Raw genomic sequence first — 18,319 nt, 5'->3', positions numbered from 1 at the left:
GTTATCCCAGTCTTACAGGCAGGTTGCCCACGTGTTACTCACCCGTCCGCCGCTGACTTCAGGGAGCAAGCTCCCATCCGTCCGCTCGACTTGCATGTATTAGGCACGCCGCCAGCGTTCGTCCTGAGCCAGGATCAAACTCTCCATATAAGAGTTGATTAAGCTCGTTTGTCTTTTCAAAAAAGACTAATGATTTAAACGTTGACGTTTTGTTCGTTCAGTTTTCAAAGATCAATTTCTCTTGTTATATTTTCCCTTGTCGCCCAGAAGCGACTTTATTAATATAACACGTTACCCGCAAACAAGTCAACATCTTTTTAACAACTTTTTTCTCTTTCAAACTTGCCTTGTTGAGGACAAGAATTAATATACCATGATTCATTAAATGTTTGCAATATAATTTTTCAAAAATGTTTATTTTTATATTTTCGATGCATCTTGTTATTAATCTCTTCTCTATTAGATGATTGATACGGAACCATCCTATTAGAGAATACCTTTAATAAAGCGGCAGAAAATCTAAATAATCTGCACCCAGATCTCATTATAGGTGCATGTTCTACAAATCAAATTAATGCGTATTTAACTTAAACTTTCAATAATAAGTTATACCAATAAAATATTATTCGAAAGCTTTATCAGACATGCCCACATACTTATCCACTGTAAAATACTTATTATGTCAGTTGTCAACAGAGTTACACACAGTCTGTGGATAACCTTGTTCACTTTTCCACAGTTTTAAAAGCAACTATAAAGAATAATATATTTATAAGAAATTTTAATAGCTGCTTATTGAAGTACAAACTCAAAATTAAAATATAACCAGTATATAGAAGAAATAGTAATAGTTTGAGTTAATTTTCATAATATCTATTAACTCTACTTTTAACGGAAGGTGTGAATCATTCTGGAAACCGCTGCACTATACCTATCAGTAATCATGGCCGTATTTTTGTTTGCTTATGCTTATGCAGAGGGAATTAAAATTGCAGACTCAGATGAAGAGGTCTACGGAGGCACCTTCATCTTTTCAGTTACAGCTGCTTTTATTTTTTCAGCTTTGACCTATGTATTCAGATAAAAAAAATCTCCCCGTTTAGGGAGATTTTTTTACTAATATACCTGTAGACAGCTCCCATTTATCCGGAAACCGTTGTTTTTTTCTTCAATTCTTTCATTCGAATCCTTCTCTCATCTAATAAGAAGAGAGTTATTCCTCCAATTACGATTGTTCCCCCAAGAACTTGTGTCCATATAATAGACTCATGAAGCAAATAATAAGCTAAAACAGCAGCACCAACCGGCTCGAATAAGATGGCCATAGAAATGGTGGAAGTGCTGAGCCACTTTATTGACCAATTAAATAATGTATGTCCCAGCAGGGTGGGAACAAGTGCGAGCAGGATAAAATATACCCAATCACTGGTTCCATACGGGAGTAAAGGTTCTCCGGCGATTAACACATAAAAGAACAATGTAATAGCGCTAATACTGTAAACAACAAAAGTATAAGTGACGAGTGAAAGTCTTTTTCTGACTGTCTGGCCAAACATTAAGTAAGCCGTTACGAGAGCACATGCAATGATTGCCAGTATATCACCGAACAAAGCAGTCCCGCTGATTTGAAAATCTCCCCAGCTGATAATGACACTGCCTGCAATTGCGAGAAGCCCGCTTAATATTGCTTTCCAGGTAAACTTTTCTTTAAAGAAGAAATATGTACCTGCAAACGCAAAAAGGGGCTGAAGAGTCACAAGAACTGTAGAACTGGCTACAGAGGTGTAGTTCAGCGACTCAAACCAAAGAATAAAATGGAAGGCAAGAAACACACCGGCAATGATAGAAAAGATCCAATCCCGCCTTGTAATAAGACGAAGTTCGGGAACATACTTTATAAGAAATACAGGCAACATGAAAAGAACAGAAAAAAATAATCTGTAAAAAGCAATGACTCCCGATGGAGCGCTGGATACCTTCACCAATATTGCCGAAGTAGAGACAGAAACGACGCCAATCGCAAGGACAATATAAGGGTTTATTTTAGTATTAGACATTTTTTATACTCCTTGTTTCGGTTTCCTAATAATTAGGGTATATTTCATTTTACAACGTACAGCCAAACTTTTACTACGGTTTTATTAAATCCTATTTTGGATATATAATACTTTAAAAAGCGGGAGATATTATGAGCAGTTTAGAGATAGAAATATTAATGAAGCTGGGGATTTCAGCAGTACTGGGTCTTGTTATCGGACTGGAGAGAGAATTAAAAAGAAAGCCCGTCGGCCTAAAGACCAGCTTAGTAATTTCCATAGTAAGCTGCCTCTTGACCATTGTGTCCATTGAATCAGCATATATGTTTCCGGGTAATGATGACATCAACATTACGATGGACCCTCTGCGTTTAGCTGCCCAAATTGTTTCTGGAATTGGCTTTTTGGGTGCAGGCGTTATTTTAAGGCGCGGAAATGACAGCATTTCGGGTCTTACAACTGCTGCTTTAATCTGGGGGGCAGCAGGGATTGGAATTGCTGTAGGAGCAGGCTTTTATATTGAAGCAATGGCTGGAGTAGCACTGCTGATTATTTCAGTAGAGGTAATTCCATTTATAATGGGCTTAATTGGTCCTAAACGTTTAAGGGAAAAAGAGATCAACCTGCAGCTGAAAGTAAGGGATAAAGAAAATATCGCAGACATCATCCCAGCGGTAAAAGACCTTGATATATCTATAAAACATATTCGCATTAAAGATTTAGAGGATGAGAATCTGCATCTTGTGCAGCTGATCGTTGCCGTAGACTACAAAAGAAGAACTACGGATGTTTATTACAGTGTTTCAAGTATCCCTGGAGTACAATGCATGGAAATCGATAGTATGCAGTAAATTTTTTAATAATTCCTCTTGCAAGATAGCCCCGATGTGGTTATAATTTTTCTTGTACCACCACCCGGGGGATTAGCTCAGCTGGGAGAGCGCAACGCTGGCAGCGTTGAGGTCAGGGGTTCGAGCCCCCTATTCTCCATAACTAAGAAAAGCCGCAAGGCCAAAATTGGCCCTGCAGCTTTTTTTATATCAATTAACTAGTTATTCCTCTACTCTTTCATCCTTCCCCGCCAGCCAAAAAGCCGCTGCGATGGAACCAAAGATCACGATAAACGGTGCATAAAACATTACAAACTCCGCCATGTTTCTCCCCTCCTATGCATGGTCGTCACGCTTCCCCTGAACATAGTCTTTATTGAAAAGAAACAGCCTTAGCAGCAGATAAAGGGACGGCAGCAGCAAACCCAATCCTGCTAGGAAGGCAATTACCAGGGCGATGGCCATAGCTTCGTTTGTGAAACCATCATATATGGTCAGGTACGGATAGAGCAGATACGGATAATGTGAGATCCCATAGGCAAAGAAAGCCACAAAAAATTGTCCTGTCAGCAGCCCGAATGCAAGGCCGTAGTACCTTCTCTTCCATATTAGATAGACCGTTCCCGCAAACAGCAGGAATGAGATGCCGAACAGCCACCACAGGTCCATTAATCTGCTGAAATGCTCAGGGTTGTGATCCCTCAGTTCAACAATGATGCCTGTCGCTGTAACGATAGCAGGTACCGCCCAAATAAGAGCGTATTTTCTAAGCAGGTCTGTGGCCGGTTCATCGTTTGCTTTATTGGCATACCAGGTAAGGAACACTGCTGATATATATAGTACTGCTGTTATACTCAGCACTACAATGCTCCATGTCAGCGGGCTGGTGAACAATGTCCAATAGTCAAGCTCCAGTCCGGCTGCACTCTCACTAACGAATCCGCCTTCTGATATGGTCAGGACTATGGACAGGGATGCAGGAATGAAAAGACCTGATAGACCATACAGATAGGTCCACCTTTTCTGTCTAAGTCCGCCGTAGGTGGTAAAAGCATAATAAGAACCGCGAATGGCAAGCAGGACTACGGCAATGCTTGCCGGCACTAGCAGGATCGTTCCATAATAGTAGGCAGTTTTTGGGAAGAATCCGACAATGCCAACGAAGAAGAACACCAGGAATACATTTGTAACTTCCCAAACCGGTGATAGATAGCGCTGTATAATTCGCGTTAAAATATGCTGTTTTCCACGGAATAGACTGTATGCGTTGAAAAATCCCGCTCCAAAATCAATAGATGCAACGATGACATAGCCGAATAGAAACAGCCATAAGACGGAAATTCCGAGGATCTCAAGCGTCATCGAAGCTCACCTTCTTTCTCCAGCTCACGGTCGGCCAATTCCTGCTCGACCTGATTTTTGCGGAACATTCTGGTGAGGACAATGAAGCTTCCGATTGCCAGCACGAGATATAATCCTGCAAACAGCAGAAGCATAAGGTCTACCTGGCCGCTTGAAGTCGCAGCATCTTCAGTACGCATAATGCCCCGGAGAATCCACGGCTGCCGGCCCACTTCCGCAAACCACCATCCCGCTTCAATCGCAATGATTGATAACGGCCCGCCCAGAACAATCAGCCAGCGGAACCATTTCGCCGAAACAAAGCGCATTTTAAACCAGGTGCCCATCACATAGATGAGTGATAGTGCCGTCATCCACATGCCGATGGTCACCATAAGGTCAAATAAATAATGAATATAAAGCGGCGGAATTTCATCTTCAGGAAATTGATCGAGTCCGATCACCTCTGCATTCGGATTACTGTGTGCAAGAATGCTGAGTGCATATGGAATCTTAATTGCATACTTCACTTCACCCTCATCAAGAACACCATAAAGCATTAACGGCGCCCCTTCTTCTGTTTCAAAATGCCATTCAGCAGCAGCCAGTTTTTCAGGCTGGTATTCTGCAAGATATTTTCCCGAGAAGTCACCAATTACCGCTGTAGCGATTGAGAAAATCAATCCGATTTTCATTGTAAGCATTAATGCCTTCTTATGGTAAATATGATTCGAACCTTTCAAAAGTCGATAAGCACCTATTGATGCCAGAACAAACGCTGATGTCATATAGGCAGTGGATAGGACATGCGCCACCTTTGTCGGCATGGCAGGAGTGAACATCGCAAGTACCGGATTAACATTTACAAGCTGCCCATTCACAATATCAAATCCCTGCGGCGCGTTCATAAATGCATTTACAATTGTAATGAAAATTGCTGAGAATGATGCCCCAATTGCCACTGGGATTAATAAAAGCAAATGCTTCTTCTGATTCTCAAACCGATCCCAAGTATAGAGATAGATCCCAAGAAAAATCGCTTCAAAGAAAAAAGCGAAAGTCTCCATAAACAGAGGCAGCGCAATGACATTGCCTGCAAGTTCCATAAAGTTAGGCCACAGCAATGAAAGCTGCAGTCCGATGGCAGTGCCGGTAACAACTCCGACAGCCACGGTAATGACAAAACCGCGTGTCCATCTTCTGGCGAGCAGAATATAATGTTCATCCTGCTTTTTGATTCCCACCCACTGCGCTATCATAATCATGAGCGGGATGCCGACACCTATGGTTGCGTATATGATATGGAAGGATAATGTCAGCTCTGTTAAAACACGGCTAAAAAAAACTGATTCTTCATTCCCCATTTAACATTCTCCTTTTCCTATCCTGCAAAAATACGTCCAATAAAAGAAAGTCCCATAATGATAGCCACTGTAAAAGCAAGCCACATCAAAATACGTTCCTGTTTTTTATACATTCACTCACTCCTCTTGAATGCTCACTACATCACATTATCCCACAGTTCCAGCCTAAAAGCTGTGACACTTAAACAACATTTATATGAGGAAAATATGAAACTATGTAATTCCTTTTACAGCTCCCTATTCCCTTTTGAGCATAGATTAAAACGAATAGGACATTGGAATTTGCCAATGCCGCGTTTCAACAGATTATTTATCTATCTAACTTGTAGAATGACTTCCTATCTTCAGATTTCGGCGGATTCTCCATCCAGCCTCTTGCAATCATCAGTTTGAGTCCTTCATTTCCATACTTCATAATCTCGCCAATGAATAATGTATACTTAACGCCCAAATCCTTCCGAATAGATACAGACAGAGCAGTTGCAAGCGCCGGAATTGCAACCTGATTGGAAGCAGAAATGATAAACAGCATCAGCTTCTCGGAAAAAGGGGGAACTCTTGATGCAGTTACCTCCAGTGAAACTGGATAAATTCCAAATGAATTGTCTTCTTTCAGAAATTTATTAAAAGTTTCTATTTGCCTTTCTGTCAGCCTTTTTCCCTTTAACAAATATTCTTTAACTTCCCTGTCTCTGGAGACTTGAATCAGACCAATAAGAAGCACAAGACCAATACTGTTCCGTTCGATTGAAAAAAATAATTCACTCATCTCCATTGAATTTAACGGGCGTCCATTTCCAAACCAGCTGCTCAAAAGAGAAGGTTCATTCTTTTTAAATTCCACTGAACCCGGATACTCGATTTTGGGAGGACGATCATAGATGCCTTTTTCCAGCATTATCGATAAAGACTTCTTATACAGCTCAATGGTCTTGCGCAAGCAGCCATCATAGAATTCCACAATATCTGCCCTTGCAACTTTTGTAAGAGCATTGGAATAAAAGTCAATAATCATCTGTCCGCCCCGGTAAATAAAACTTAGAGCAAATAATTCCGTATAAAGAGGAGGAGCATTCAAATTTACATCTTCGTCTCCAAATCCCTTGGGTATAGGGAATTCTTCTTCTGCAAATATTTTTTTTATATTTTTATTAAAGGAAACAGCGAGGCTCATCGCTTCTTTTAGATTTGCCTTAATATGCTTATCCTCCACATACTGCATGAAATGGCTATAAAAACAAATCATGGCTGAGTTCTGTGTATATGTAGCCCATAATGCCGATATCTCTGCGGTTGTTAGCTTTGTCTTTTTTTTATCCATTGAGCCGGCTCCTGTTTTTCTTATTAATCTGTTCAAACTCGCCAAGTTTATTCTTTTAGCCAATAAAAATCCCGGTGCATACACACCGGGAAAGAGTTATATTTTTTGCACTGCCATTTCTGGATCTTCATCGCCTGATACCAGGTCGAATGCCCGCTTATAGGTATTTTCCTTATCCAGCACAGCATAAAGGGTTTTCGCTACATCCTCACGGGGAATGAAGCCCCGCTCCAGGTTTTCCGCTGCTTTAATTTTGCCTGTTCCAGGTTCATTTGTCAGGCCGCCCGGACGTACGATTGTATAGTTCAAGCTGCTGTTTTCCAGAATTCTGTCGGCATAATGCTTCGCCGCGTAATATGGCTTGATCGTTTCACTCCACTTATCACGATTATTTGCCTGGATAGCACTCACCATAATAAACCGGTTCACTCCAGCCTTCTCCGCAGCGTCAATTGTTTTTGCCGCTCCGTCCAGGTCAATAAGCAGAGTTTTGTCATAGCCGGTATTTCCACCCGAACCTGCAGTAAATACGATTGCATCACAGCCTTTGGCTGCTTCAGCCAGTTCATCAACTGATCCTTCAAGGCTTGCTAATGCCGTTTCCACTCCCATTTCTTCAAACTGGCTGACCTGCTCTTCTTTTCTGACCATAGCTCTTGCTGTATGTTTATCCTCTTCATTTATCAGCTTGACCAGCTGCTTCCCAATTTGCCCGTTTGCTCCGACGATAAGAACCTTCATGGATACATGCCCCTTTCTGTTTTATGGACTTTATTATTTCAAAAGAAAAATGCGTTATCAAATGAACTGTTTATGAACCCAAACGAACAATTCGCTTTTTATAAAGAGCCGCAATTGTATTCATAATTAATACAGGGATCTTCTTTGGAAAATATCTTCTTCTGTAAAATTTATAGAATGCATGCTTCAAGTCATCCCACTGTGTACAATTCTTTGTTTGCTTAAATCGGGCAACATCAATGATTTTAATACGCCCATCCTTTGTAAGAATAATATTGCGCAGGTGAATATCCGAGGGATTTAGCCCGCTTTCCCTCGCCAGTTTTAAGGCTTCATCAATTTGTCCTATTGTCTCCTCGTTTATCGGTACCCCCTGCGCAAGACAATCAAACAGAGTCAGCCCCTGTACATAATCAATGACAATATAGTTATCTCCAGAGCCATATAAAGAAGGGTAGTATGGATGGTCAGGCAATGCCCTGTAAATCTCCGCTTCCTCCCTGGCAATTCTTTTAAATTCCGGAAAAAAGACTTTTAATACAAGATTGGTTTCTTTAATCCTAAAAGCAAAGGCACTTCTCCCTGCCCCTATAAATTCCAGTCTGTCGTCCTTTTCAAGAAGTCTGGTCCAATTAAGGCTTCTGGAAAATTTCACACTGTCTGCAAGCTGATGATACAGTTTCATTATTAAACCTCCCTGTTCCAGACTCTCCTAAAAAAATAAAAGGCACTGAGCCATTTATTGGTCTCAGCGCCTTAAAAACAAATGAGACCTTACCAAATAAATGGTAAAGGTCTCGCAAACAACATCTGTTGCCAGTAAAGCCGGAGATTTAAAATCCCGTATTGACGACTCTACTTGAAAGCTACTCCCCTTTAGGAAGAATCCGAAGTATTTTGTTAGCTTAATTATATGTTTTATGCATATATTAGTCAAATGATTCGGCCGCGGAAAAACGAATTACTCCTCAAAAATAGAGTTTGAAAGCAATCGGAAGAGATAATCCGTGTGATCCCGGAAGCCCGCTTCAAGGCCGATTAGTGTAACATCCTTATCCTGCTCTTTTACCATGATAGCCTGGCCCTGTGCTGCACTGTGATTTTTCCAGTGTCCGGCAACAAAGAAATTTTCTTCATCAGCAATGGCTGCCAGCACTTCATCATTTTCTGTGCCGGTATACCAGACTGGACGGTAAACAAATCCAAGGTCATCCCCAGTGTAGCCTGCTGATGCGCCAATGCCTTTATAATCTACCTTAATGATTCCATTGCTGTTGGATCCCCCAGTATTAATAACATCGTCAGTCAGGCCAAGAGTCTTTGTGGCACGGGAAGCACCGGCGCCTACAGCAATATATTTTCCGCCTTCAGAAACGAACCTTTCTACATATGCTTTAAATGCAGCCAGCTCTTCCTGATTTTTAAGGCCAAATTCTTTATTGGCATTGCTTAAATTTAAAGAAATTAAATTTTCCGTTCCGCTGTAAACAAATACATCTTGTGAGGCAAGACCGTTATTCGCTACTTCTGATGGAGTTAATTCCGTGACACTAAAGCCTAATCTTTCAAGTGCCAGTTTTGTTCCTGAATGAGATTGTGCCTTGTTCATGCCCCCATCTTTTAAGATGGCTACGCTTATTTCGTTAATTGCCTTAGCTTCAGCAGGAACCTTCCCGGAAGTAATCTTAAGGCCAGAATCCTTAACAGCTGCTGAAATGGCATTTGCTGTTTCCTCAGCGTAGAAGTTACCTTCACTGTCGCGTTTAACCATTACCCCTTGCTTAAGAAGCGTGTTCACGAGCTGAACTGCTTTCACTGAGCTGTTTGGAATTATATAAGGCCCTTTTCCGCTGATTGAGCCCTGTTCTATTACATTATTTACTTTCGAAGCCGCTGCCTTTACATCACTTTGTACTGCGATCGCTTCAAAGCCCCATAGCTCCGGAAGACTCCAGGCAGAAATATCATACATGGCAGGTGTATCATCAGTTATGTCCTCTCCATCCCAAAGCATGGTGTTTGCCAGTCCAGCCTTTGCCTGATCCATCGGTACAATATAAGTGCCTTTCGGATAGGTCCTTCCATCAGATGTAAAGGCTTGTGAAGCCTGTTCAACCTCGATATCATTCTTAATTAAATGATTCACAGCCTTATTTGTTACTGTTGGATCATTCTCATTCACAGGCAGGACATACGCTTTTGGGAAATATCCCTCTTCATGGAATGGGTGATCAAAGTTAATACCGCGCTTGAACATTTCAATTTGATCGGTAATCATTTCGTCCTTATTTTCTGTTGCATATTTTAATGCTCCCATAATGGCATTGTACATCCAGCGTACGCCATCTTCATCATTTGTCGGAGCTTCAAGCGTATGGCCGTAAGCACCATGGTACATGGCGTACATCGGTGTGAAAATCGGCGGGTAATCATCCCAGCCTGCTGAATCATCCCGCTGAGGAATATAGGTGCCTTCCATTTCCTGATAAAGAGCGCCTGTGTAAAGAGCCTTGTCCCCCATAATTTCAGCTTCCATTGCTTCTGCCTGATGGTTAGCCCATTTTTGATATAAATCATATTCATAGTTAGGATTATGCGGAGGTGTACAAGGTTCAATCAAACCCTGTTTGTTTGGTGCATAATTTTTCACATACCCATGGGTATCCAGGAACACCATCGGATTCCACTCTTTAATAAGAGACACGGTTTCTTGAGTTTCAGGCTGTGACTGCGTGATAAAATCACGGTTCAAATCAATTCCTTCACCATTAAAACGGGTCGCATCCACACGGCCATCCGGGTTCTGCACCACGTTAAAAATTAGGATATTATTGTTCAGGATCTCCTTTGTCTCCTCGTCATTCTGTGTGGCAAAACGTTCAATCAGCTGCATGACTGCATCGCTTCCCACAAACTCTGTGCCATGGATCGATCCATTGATCATGATTGGAACTTTAAAGTCCTGATTTTTTGCAATCCAATCCTGGGCTTTTTCAGGATTTTTGAACATTTGCTTTCTTAAAGCCTGAAATTTGCCGAACTTGCCGTGTGCACCAGGATCTGCAATGGTGACAACATAGAGTGGATTTCCATCAGCGGAAGTTCCTTTTACCTCCACCTTCACTCTATTAGACTGTTTTTCAACTTCTGCAAGTTTTGTCCCAATTACTGAGAATTTCATAAAGTCGTAGTTTTCGCTATTGAATAAACTTCCGTCCTTTTCCTCTGACACATTAACATTGACCCACTTCGGACTAACTGCATGAGCGGAACTTAATGGAACAGATGCCAAAATACTTGCTGCCAGAACTCCTGAAAAAACTTTCTTTTTATTCATTATGTACCTCCAGATGCATTCTTTGTATATTTATAATATGAAACTTATTTTAATTCATTTAGTTCAATTGTGGCAATGCTACTATTTTCCTAAAATAGTCTATTAAAATAGAAAAGAGGGACCAAGAAATGATCCCTCTATTTTCTACTTAAATGCTTTAACTCCACCCTGCACAGGAAGCATTATATGGCTTCTTTCCGGATCGATGGTTATTTTCGCGCCTGCCTTTGGCCTGATTGTATAGTTATAATCGCTTGATAAAACAACTACTCCCAGACGATCACCTTTTTTAAACACATAATCATCCGGCTGCATATCCCATGTAAATGTATATTCACGGTTCGGTGCAAGCCCGGTGGATCTATCTTCGCTGTGAAGGTTTTGAGGATCCATCCACCCTCTTGTAACAATTTCCGGCTTTCCTTCCCCATATTTAACAAGGAGAGCTGTTAGGTTGGCTGTTTTACGGTCTATGCTTGCACGAATTTGAACCTCTGGCGTTCCGCTCATGCGAATATCGTTTTCTAAAGGCGGAGTCAAATAGACAAGCCTATTAGCCAATGCAGAATCCGGATTCAAAGCCAGCTCTTCAGCCTTAATTGCTGCATCGTCCACAAAATGCTGGTTTTTCTTGTTCTTATTTGGTACAGGCTGCGATTCTAAGCTGCCGCCTCCATCGGAAGCCGGTTTAAAATGCAATTTTGCGCCTGAGATTCCTTTAGCCGGCCAGCTTCCCTCTGTATGCCATGTCTTATCCTCTCTTTGAATGTCAACCATCGGTACATCCATGACATCATTTTTAATGTCATACAGCCAGTAATCAAACCATTTATTTAAAGTCGGAAGCCATACATCACGTCTAAAGCTGTAGGGGCTGGAATGGCCGCCCTGATGAAGCCACATTTTCCTTGGAACATCATTCTCGCCAAGTGCCTGCCACCAATCTGAAAAATGCTTTGTTTTAACATTCCAGTCATTTAATCCATGGACAATAAAGACACTTGCTTTTACTTGATCTGCATCCTTTGTATAATCTCTTTTACTCCAGAATTCATTATAATCACCTGTTACCCTGTCCTGGCCTTCCGTTAATTCTTTTATGACATTGCTGCATTTTTCAGGGCTTTTCCTGGTTAAAATCGCTTCCGCCATATTATCCGCATCTTCACCCTGATACCCGCCTGGCGCAATCACAGCACCGTTTGAACGATAATAGTCATACCAGCTGCTGATTGCAGCAATGGGCACAATTGTTTTAAGGCCTTCCACTCCAGTGGCAGCCACAGCATTTGGCAGTGTTCCGTTATAGGAAACTCCTGTCATCCCAACGCTTCCTGTTGACCAATCAGCTTTTATTTCCTGTCCCTCTGCATTGAAAGCTTTTGTTCTTCCATTCAGCCAATCAATTACAGCCCGTGTTCCAAGGATTTCATGTTCATCCCCGGTCGTAGGGCAGCCGTCAGAAAGGCCTGTTCCTATACTTTCCGCCAGAACAACCGCATAGCCTCTGGGCACAAAATAATCATCATAATACCCCGGGAGATTTGCCTGCGGTTTTCCCTTTTCCCCCTTTTCTTTCCCTTTTCCAGGCACAGTGTTAAGTTCAGTATCCACATCATAAACCGGGACACCTTTAATTCCGGAACGGTAAGGGCTCATTTCATAAATAACGGGAACCTTTAACCCTTCCTCTGTTTCTTTTGGCCTAATAATATCTGCACCTACCCGATCCAGCTTTCCATCCCGATCACTGTCTGTTGCTGTTTCAACAAAAACCCTTTCGACAATGGCATCGTCCAGGGAAAAAACGGGCTGAGTCATGCCATTTTCGACTTTAATCTGTGTTTCAGCTGAGGCAATGCTGCTGTGGCTGTCTTTACCAATTGAAGGCAAAGCCCCGCCGGCAATCAGCGGGAAAGCGATAGCTGACGTAATGAACACTTTTAAAGCAGCTTTTTTCATAAAAAATCCTCCCTTATATAAAACTTTATAATTTTCAGAATAGATTAAAATCACTTAAATTTCGATAGTCGAAAGACCTGTATTTTCCAAAAAAAAGTGATAACAAGCCACCGGATCCCTCCAAAAGTCATGACTAAAAAAGTATGAATCTTAGATATAGTACTTTACAGCTGCCATTTCCCTGAATTTAAAAAGTTAATATCTTCCTTTTCTCCCATTATTAATAAATCTGCTGGGATAATCGATTCGTTTTACCCTTTGATAAAAGGAAGCAGAGATATGTAAGCGAATACATATAGCTGGACTACTAGCAGAGGGGGAATAAAAGATGAAAGTTGGAAAGAAAGCATCTTCTGTCATGCTTGCAGCGGTTCTGACAGCTTCAAGCTTGTATGGGGTGCCTGTTCAATTTGTGCAGAGTGCTGAGGCAGCACAAAGCCAGGCAGAAAATCCAGGCTCAAAATCGTTTGATGAGAAGGTAATCGCAAGGGTAGATGCAGCTCGCATGATGGAGGATGTCAGGTATTTATCAGAAACCATCGGGCCGCGGGTTGCAGGAACGGAAGCGGAAAAGGAAGCAGCAAATTTCATTCGCAAACGCCTTGAGTCATATGGCTACACAGTCGAAACACAAGAGTTCAGCATTCCTGATAAAATGGCCGGAGGTTTGCATACCAGTGATCTGAAGGAGGTTCTTGTAACCATTCCTTTCGGGTCAGGATCGACTCCTGAAGAAGGAATTACATCTGAATTATATGATGCCGGATTAGGCAGGGCAGCTGATTTCTCAGAGGAAGCATCAGGAAAAATAGCACTCATTTCACGCGGAGATATCCCTTTCTCTGAAAAAGTTTCAAATGCAGTAAATGCCGGTGCTGCAGGCGTCCTCATTTACAATAATGTGGATCAGCCAGCCCCTATGAATCCCTCAATCGGAGGTCCCTATACTATTCCTGTGGGAAGCATAACGAAAGCAAGCGGAGAAGCACTCCTTCAGGATATTGCGGCACAAAACAAAACGGTAACGCTGACTGTAAAGAGATTTCAAAACATAAAATCGCAAAACATTACTGCCATCAAGAACCCTAAGCCTAATAAAGGCGGGGAAACTGATATTGTCCACATTTCTGCGCATTTTGATAGTGTCCCATTTGCTCCAGGGGCAAGCGATAACGCATCAGGTACTGCTGTTGCCCTAGAGCTGGCGAGAGTTCTGAAAAGTTATCCTGCTGACAAAGAATTGCGTTTCGCATTTGTAGGCGCAGAAGAAATTGGGCTTCTTGGTTCTAAGCATTATGTCAGCCAGCTGACCGGCAATGAGGTAGAGCGGAGCATCGCAAACTTCAATATGGATATGGTAGGTACAGCATGGGAAAATGCAACCGCGATTTACATGAATACCCTTGATGGCAAGGAAAATATTGCAACAGAAACTGCTCTTGCTACTGCAGAGCGCATTGGCACACCATCTGAATTAGTACTTTATCAGCGGGGCGCATCCGACCATGTTTCTTTTCATGATGCAGGCATCCCGGCTGTTAACTTTATCAGACGAGAGCCTGTCACAGCCAATCTTGAGCCGTATTATCATACACCGCTGGATTCCATCGAGCACATTAGTGCCGAGCGGATGAAAGAAGCCGGAGATCTGATAGGGGCCTCGGTTTACAGCTTGATTCGAAAATAGAACTGTCTCTAGAATCCTCGGGTATACCACGAGGATTTTTTGTTTTTTACTTGCTAGCTATTCATTAAAGCCAATGTGTTTACATGCAAAATAAGAGGGTAAACTATATCCGTTCTAAATTTCTTGTTTAATAATTGACGTTTTTACCGTTTAAATTGTAAAGAATCCGGGTAACATAATTGTAACATTACAAATAAATTAACTAACTGCCTGTTAGTCCTTTATATCCCTAAAGGAGGGAGTCATCATGGATTTTGAACACGAGGCTGTCATACTAAAGAGAGAACTCTCCCTTCTCATGGATGAATATGAAAGGTGCGAGATTGACGACGTGAAAAATGAAATATCAAAGGATATTCAACTGCTGAGCCGTGCAATAGACGATATACTTAATTAAGTATATACCTGGCATGGCTTTTTTTATATTCTAATTTCCTGGATTTTCAACACCCATGGTTTTTTAATAGGAGTGATGTTTTATGCCTCAGCACATTTATCACAGTTTCATTCGTCTGCCTTTAGTAATCAGAATTCTCTTGATTGCCCTGTTGGTGATTTTTCTTTTTGGCGGATTAATACATATTATCGAGCCCTCCTCCTTTCCGACCTTTTTTGATGGTATCTGGTGGGCTGTGGTTACAGCTTCCACTGTCGGATTTGGAGATTTATATCCGAAAAGCACTGAAGGGCGCATTATAGGAATTGCGCTTATTTTAACAGGAGCGGGCTTTCTGTCTACATATTTTATTTCACTTGCAACAGCCGCAGTGACCCGGCAGAATGACTTTCTGGAAGGAAAAGTTGAATATCGGGGCAAAAATCATATTATTGTGATCGGGTGGAATGAACGGGCACGGGAGATCGTTAATACACTCGGGGGCGATGGGATGAACCATTCCATTGCTTTAATCGATGAAACATTAAAATCAAATCCTGTTCCCCATAATAATGTACATTTTATTCAGGGACGCGCTAACAGAGATGATGTCCTTATGAAGGCAAATATATTTGATGCCCAAAAAGTCATTATTACTGCAGATCAGAATAAAGATGAATTGCACGCTGATATGAATTCAATCTTAACCTTATTGGCAATCAAAGGATTAAATCGGGATGTTCAATGCATCGTGGAAATATTAACATCTGAACAGGCTGCTAATGCCAAAAGGGCGGGTGCTGATGAAATTGTCCAGACGAATGTGCTCACAAGCTTCGTTATGATCAACAGCGTTTCATCCCAGGAGCTCGTTACTTCTTTCCTTGATTTGCTCGGACAGCTTGATAAACGGAAATTAACGTTTCAGCCTGCATCAGAAGGAGTAGAAAATAAAACCTTTGCTGAACTTAGTGCCGAGCTTATGAAAGAAGGAATACTCCTTTTGGGTGTTAAAAGAGGGGAGGAAACCCTTGTTAATCCCCCCCAGCCTTTTAAAATTCTTCAGCAGGACCAGCTGATTGTTATTCTTGGTTAATCTCTTATTAAAATGGACTCAAGCTCTTCGACAAGCGCTTTGCCGAGGTCAATAAATTCTTCCGGGAAACTGGCATCCTTATCCACAGGCTCCGAGAATTGATCAAATGAGGCGCTGAAATTTCCGGTATAGGCGTGGTCATCCAGGCCACGCTGGTACTTATGGGAAAGCAGAAACGGCCTGCCTACCTCCACCGTACAGCTTGGATCATCAAGCTGCCCATCAATTGCCTTAAATGGGACTCTTAAAAACTGGTACCCCACCTCATCATCAATTTTATAGTCAAAAGAACCGTGATCATAATCCCAGTTCCCGCCAATTGAATAGCCAATCGGCTTCAATGCCTGTTCCAGCTTATATAAATCAAAATGCTTTCCTTCCACTTTTGAAGGTATCTCAATCACTGAATCCATCCCCTTTTTCGCTTTTTGCTTAGTTTCTCCAAAGCGGGGGATATCATGAATGCGATGTCAGGAATTAGATGGAACTTTGTTTTCCAATAAAAAACGCCTGCCTGCAGGCAGACGCTTCTCACTATTACTTCAATCTCTTTTCAAGTTCAGCTTTTTTCTCTTCAAATCCTGGTTTTCCCAAAAGGGCGAACATGTTCACTTTGTATGCTTCAACACCAGGCTGGTCGAAAGGATTCACTCCCAGAAGATAGCCGCTCATAGCACAGGCTTTTTCAAAGAAGTAAACCAGGTAGCCAAATGTATAGGCATCCATTTTTGGAATGGAAACGATCAGGTTTGGCACTCCGCCGTCTGTGTGTGCAAGCATGGTTCCTTCAAAAGCTTTATTATTCACAAAATCGACAGTCTCACCCGCAAGATAGTTCAAACCATCAAGATCATTTTCGGCCTCTTCAATGGTAAGTTCATGGCGTGATTCTTCCACTTTGATAACCGTTTCAAAAAGGTCGCGGCGGCCTTCCTGCACATACTGGCCTAATGAATGAAGATCAGTGGAGAAGTTTGCTGATGAAGGAAAAATTCCTTTCTGGTCTTTTCCTTCACTTTCACCGAACAGCTGCTTCCACCACTCTGCAAAATATTGAAGACCTGGTTCATAGTTGATCAGCATTTCAATCGTTTTGCCTTTGTTATAAAGAACATTGCGGACAGCAGCATACTGATAGGCTGCGTTCTCCTGAAGCTCTGATTTACTGAAGTCTTCGCGCGCCTGTGCAGCACCGCTCATCATATCTTCAATGTTTGCACCGCTGACAGCTATCGGCAAAAGACCTACTGCTGTAAGAACAGAATAGCGGCCGCCTACATCATCAGGAATAATAAATGACTCGTAGCCTTCTTCTGTCGCAAGAGTTTTTAAAGCACCTCTCGCTTTGTCGGTCGTAGCATAAATTCGTTTACGCGCTTCTTCCACACCATATTTTTCCTCGAGCATTTTGCGGAAAATACGGAAAGCCAATGCCGGCTCAGTTGTTGTGCCTGATTTGGAGATCACATTAATGGACCAATCTTTTCCTTCAAGCAGATCCATTAAATCCTTCATGTAAGATGAACTGATATTGTTGCCGGCAAACAGTACCTGCGGAGTACCGCGCTTTTCTTTTGGAAGTGCATTATAAAAGCTGTGCTGAAGCATTTCTATAGCCGCACGCGCTCCAAGATAGGATCCTCCAATTCCAATGACAATAAGAACATCGGAATCATTCTTAATTTTCTCAGCCGCTTTTTGAATGCGGGAGAACTCTTCTTTATCGTAGTTTGAAGGCAGATCGATCCAGCCTAAATAGTCGCTGCCAGCTCCAGTTTGTTCATGAAGGGAGTGGTGAGCAACCTTCACTGCATCCTGCAAATATGTAATTTCATGTTCGCCAAAAAAAGGAAGTGCTTTTGAGTAATCAAAACGAACGTGTGTCATGAATGTCCTCCAATTTTTCTCAATTTTAAACAGCTGTTATTATTTGCTGTCATCTCTATTCCACTTTAACGAAAGCACCAAAGTTAATCAAGAATCATCCCATATTGTAAGCGTGTCCAATTTTGACATATTTTTTACACATAAAGTGAAACTTCAATCAGTGGGGGTTTTCCTTATCCCCCACTGATTGTTAGTCGCGTTCTAGTGTCGCTAAGATCTCCGCTAGCGCTTCGATCAATCGACACTACGAACCCGATTGGTTCAACTAAGCCTCTGCCTGCGCGTCGGCAAGTTTCACTGTATCTCACCAATCGGGCCTTTACGGGCAGTTTGACCCCCTC

At 41.9% G+C, this 18,319-nt stretch carries 15 protein-coding genes, 1 tRNA gene and 1 rRNA gene; 5 read left to right on the top strand and 12 right to left on the bottom strand.

The features are described from left to right. Both CE058_RS24250 and CE058_RS24240 read right to left on the bottom strand, forming a co-directional pair. Positions 1-150, bottom strand: a 16S ribosomal RNA gene (locus CE058_RS24250); the annotation flags it as partial. 992 nt (positions 151-1,142) lie between these two features. Beyond that, entirely contained in the window at positions 1,143-2,057 is a 915-nt protein-coding gene (locus CE058_RS24240) for a DMT family transporter (RefSeq protein WP_048011873.1), read from the bottom strand. A gap of 131 nt (positions 2,058-2,188) precedes the next feature. Here CE058_RS24240 and CE058_RS24235 point away from each other — a divergent pair, with 131 nt between their 5' ends. Both CE058_RS24235 and CE058_RS24230 read left to right on the top strand, forming a co-directional pair. Then, a complete protein-coding gene (locus tag CE058_RS24235) occupies positions 2,189-2,887 on the top strand; it encodes an MgtC/SapB family protein (protein ID WP_048011874.1) in 699 nt (232 codons plus the stop codon). A gap of 66 nt (positions 2,888-2,953) precedes the next feature. After that, a tRNA-Ala gene (locus tag CE058_RS24230) sits at positions 2,954-3,026 on the top strand. A 62-nt stretch (positions 3,027-3,088) separates the two neighbouring features. Here the strand turns inward: CE058_RS24230 and cydS are convergent. From cydS to CE058_RS24195, 8 genes are all read right to left on the bottom strand, one after another. Next, positions 3,089-3,190 (bottom strand): cytochrome bd oxidase small subunit CydS family protein, encoded by a 102-nt coding sequence (gene cydS, locus CE058_RS25380; RefSeq protein ID WP_373682887.1) that lies wholly within the window; start codon positions 3,188-3,190, stop codon positions 3,089-3,091. A gap of 12 nt (positions 3,191-3,202) precedes the next feature. Next, entirely contained in the window at positions 3,203-4,228 is a 1,026-nt protein-coding gene (locus CE058_RS24225) for a cytochrome d ubiquinol oxidase subunit II (protein ID WP_048011875.1), read from the bottom strand. Beyond that, positions 4,225-5,571 (bottom strand): cytochrome ubiquinol oxidase subunit I, encoded by a 1,347-nt coding sequence (locus CE058_RS24220; protein ID WP_163145297.1) that lies wholly within the window; start codon positions 5,569-5,571, stop codon positions 4,225-4,227. The genes CE058_RS24225 and CE058_RS24220 overlap by 4 nt, the downstream gene beginning before the upstream one ends. 310 nt (positions 5,572-5,881) lie before the next feature. After that, entirely contained in the window at positions 5,882-6,892 is a 1,011-nt protein-coding gene (locus tag CE058_RS24215) for a DUF3231 family protein (RefSeq protein ID WP_163145296.1), read from the bottom strand. A gap of 96 nt (positions 6,893-6,988) precedes the next feature. Continuing rightward, positions 6,989-7,633 (bottom strand): SDR family oxidoreductase, encoded by a 645-nt coding sequence (locus CE058_RS24210; RefSeq protein WP_163145295.1) that lies wholly within the window; start codon positions 7,631-7,633, stop codon positions 6,989-6,991. Positions 7,634-7,703: 70 nt separating this feature from the next. Beyond that, positions 7,704-8,318: a protein kinase family protein gene (locus tag CE058_RS24205; protein WP_163145294.1), complete on the bottom strand. Its 615-nt coding sequence runs from the start codon at positions 8,316-8,318 to the stop codon at positions 7,704-7,706. Between the two features lie 276 nt (positions 8,319-8,594). After that, a complete protein-coding gene (locus CE058_RS24200) occupies positions 8,595-10,970 on the bottom strand; it encodes a M14 family zinc carboxypeptidase (protein ID WP_163145293.1) in 2,376 nt (791 codons plus the stop codon). A 144-nt stretch (positions 10,971-11,114) separates the two neighbouring features. Then, a complete protein-coding gene (locus tag CE058_RS24195) occupies positions 11,115-12,932 on the bottom strand; it encodes a Xaa-Pro dipeptidyl-peptidase (RefSeq protein ID WP_163145292.1) in 1,818 nt (605 codons plus the stop codon). Positions 12,933-13,260: 328 nt separating this feature from the next. Here CE058_RS24195 and CE058_RS24190 point away from each other — a divergent pair, with 328 nt between their 5' ends. The 3 genes from CE058_RS24190 (at position 13,261) to CE058_RS24185 (ending at position 16,091) form a co-directional block, all read left to right on the top strand. Then, complete coding sequence (locus tag CE058_RS24190) at positions 13,261-14,619, top strand: M20/M25/M40 family metallo-hydrolase (protein WP_163145291.1); 1,359 nt, start codon at positions 13,261-13,263, stop codon at positions 14,617-14,619. Positions 14,620-14,866: 247 nt separating this feature from the next. Next, complete coding sequence (locus tag CE058_RS24905; protein WP_175609186.1) at positions 14,867-15,016, top strand: hypothetical protein; 150 nt, start codon at positions 14,867-14,869, stop codon at positions 15,014-15,016. 82 nt (positions 15,017-15,098) lie between these two features. Further along, positions 15,099-16,091, top strand: coding sequence for a potassium channel family protein (locus tag CE058_RS24185; RefSeq protein WP_048011882.1), 993 nt, complete (start codon positions 15,099-15,101; stop codon positions 16,089-16,091). Here the strand turns inward: CE058_RS24185 and CE058_RS24180 are convergent. Further along, entirely contained in the window at positions 16,088-16,495 is a 408-nt protein-coding gene (locus CE058_RS24180) for a YugN-like family protein (RefSeq protein ID WP_048011883.1), read from the bottom strand. The two genes, CE058_RS24185 and CE058_RS24180, sit on opposite strands and share 4 nt — an antisense overlap. Positions 16,496-16,628: 133 nt before the next feature. Further along, a complete protein-coding gene (locus tag CE058_RS24175; protein WP_163145290.1) occupies positions 16,629-17,978 on the bottom strand; it encodes a glucose-6-phosphate isomerase in 1,350 nt (449 codons plus the stop codon). Positions 17,979-18,319 lie beyond the last annotated feature (341 nt).

This window comes from Bacillus sp. 22-7, assembly GCF_010628845.1.
Lineage (GTDB): Bacteria > Bacillota > Bacilli > Bacillales > Cytobacillaceae > Cytobacillus > Cytobacillus firmus_B.
The sequence above is the reverse complement of the archived record's forward strand: the minus strand, read 5'-3'. Positions and strand labels throughout refer to the sequence as shown.

What these genes read in the sequence shown, in the direction of transcription:
- CE058_RS24240 (WP_048011873.1), bottom strand. Translation starts at nt 2,057, where the DNA reads ATGTCTAATACTAAAATAAACCCTTATATTGTCCTTGCGATTGGCGTC.
- CE058_RS24235 (WP_048011874.1), top strand. Translation starts at nt 2,189, where the DNA reads ATGAGCAGTTTAGAGATAGAAATATTAATGAAGCTGGGGATTTCAGCA.
- cydS (WP_373682887.1), bottom strand. Translation starts at nt 3,190, where the DNA reads ATGGCGGAGTTTGTAATGTTTTATGCACCGTTTATCGTGATCTTTGGT.
- CE058_RS24225 (WP_048011875.1), bottom strand. Translation starts at nt 4,228, where the DNA reads ATGACGCTTGAGATCCTCGGAATTTCCGTCTTATGGCTGTTTCTATTC.
- CE058_RS24220 (WP_163145297.1), bottom strand. Translation starts at nt 5,571, where the DNA reads ATGGGGAATGAAGAATCAGTTTTTTTTAGCCGTGTTTTAACAGAGCTG.
- CE058_RS24215 (WP_163145296.1), bottom strand. Translation starts at nt 6,892, where the DNA reads ATGGATAAAAAAAAGACAAAGCTAACAACCGCAGAGATATCGGCATTA.
- CE058_RS24210 (WP_163145295.1), bottom strand. Translation starts at nt 7,633, where the DNA reads ATGAAGGTTCTTATCGTCGGAGCAAACGGGCAAATTGGGAAGCAGCTG.
- CE058_RS24205 (WP_163145294.1), bottom strand. Translation starts at nt 8,318, where the DNA reads ATGAAACTGTATCATCAGCTTGCAGACAGTGTGAAATTTTCCAGAAGC.
- CE058_RS24200 (WP_163145293.1), bottom strand. Translation starts at nt 10,970, where the DNA reads ATGAATAAAAAGAAAGTTTTTTCAGGAGTTCTGGCAGCAAGTATTTTG.
- CE058_RS24195 (WP_163145292.1), bottom strand. Translation starts at nt 12,932, where the DNA reads ATGAAAAAAGCTGCTTTAAAAGTGTTCATTACGTCAGCTATCGCTTTC.
- CE058_RS24190 (WP_163145291.1), top strand. Translation starts at nt 13,261, where the DNA reads ATGAAAGTTGGAAAGAAAGCATCTTCTGTCATGCTTGCAGCGGTTCTG.
- CE058_RS24905 (WP_175609186.1), top strand. Translation starts at nt 14,867, where the DNA reads ATGGATTTTGAACACGAGGCTGTCATACTAAAGAGAGAACTCTCCCTT.
- CE058_RS24185 (WP_048011882.1), top strand. Translation starts at nt 15,099, where the DNA reads ATGCCTCAGCACATTTATCACAGTTTCATTCGTCTGCCTTTAGTAATC.
- CE058_RS24175 (WP_163145290.1), bottom strand. Translation starts at nt 17,978, where the DNA reads ATGACACACGTTCGTTTTGATTACTCAAAAGCACTTCCTTTTTTTGGC.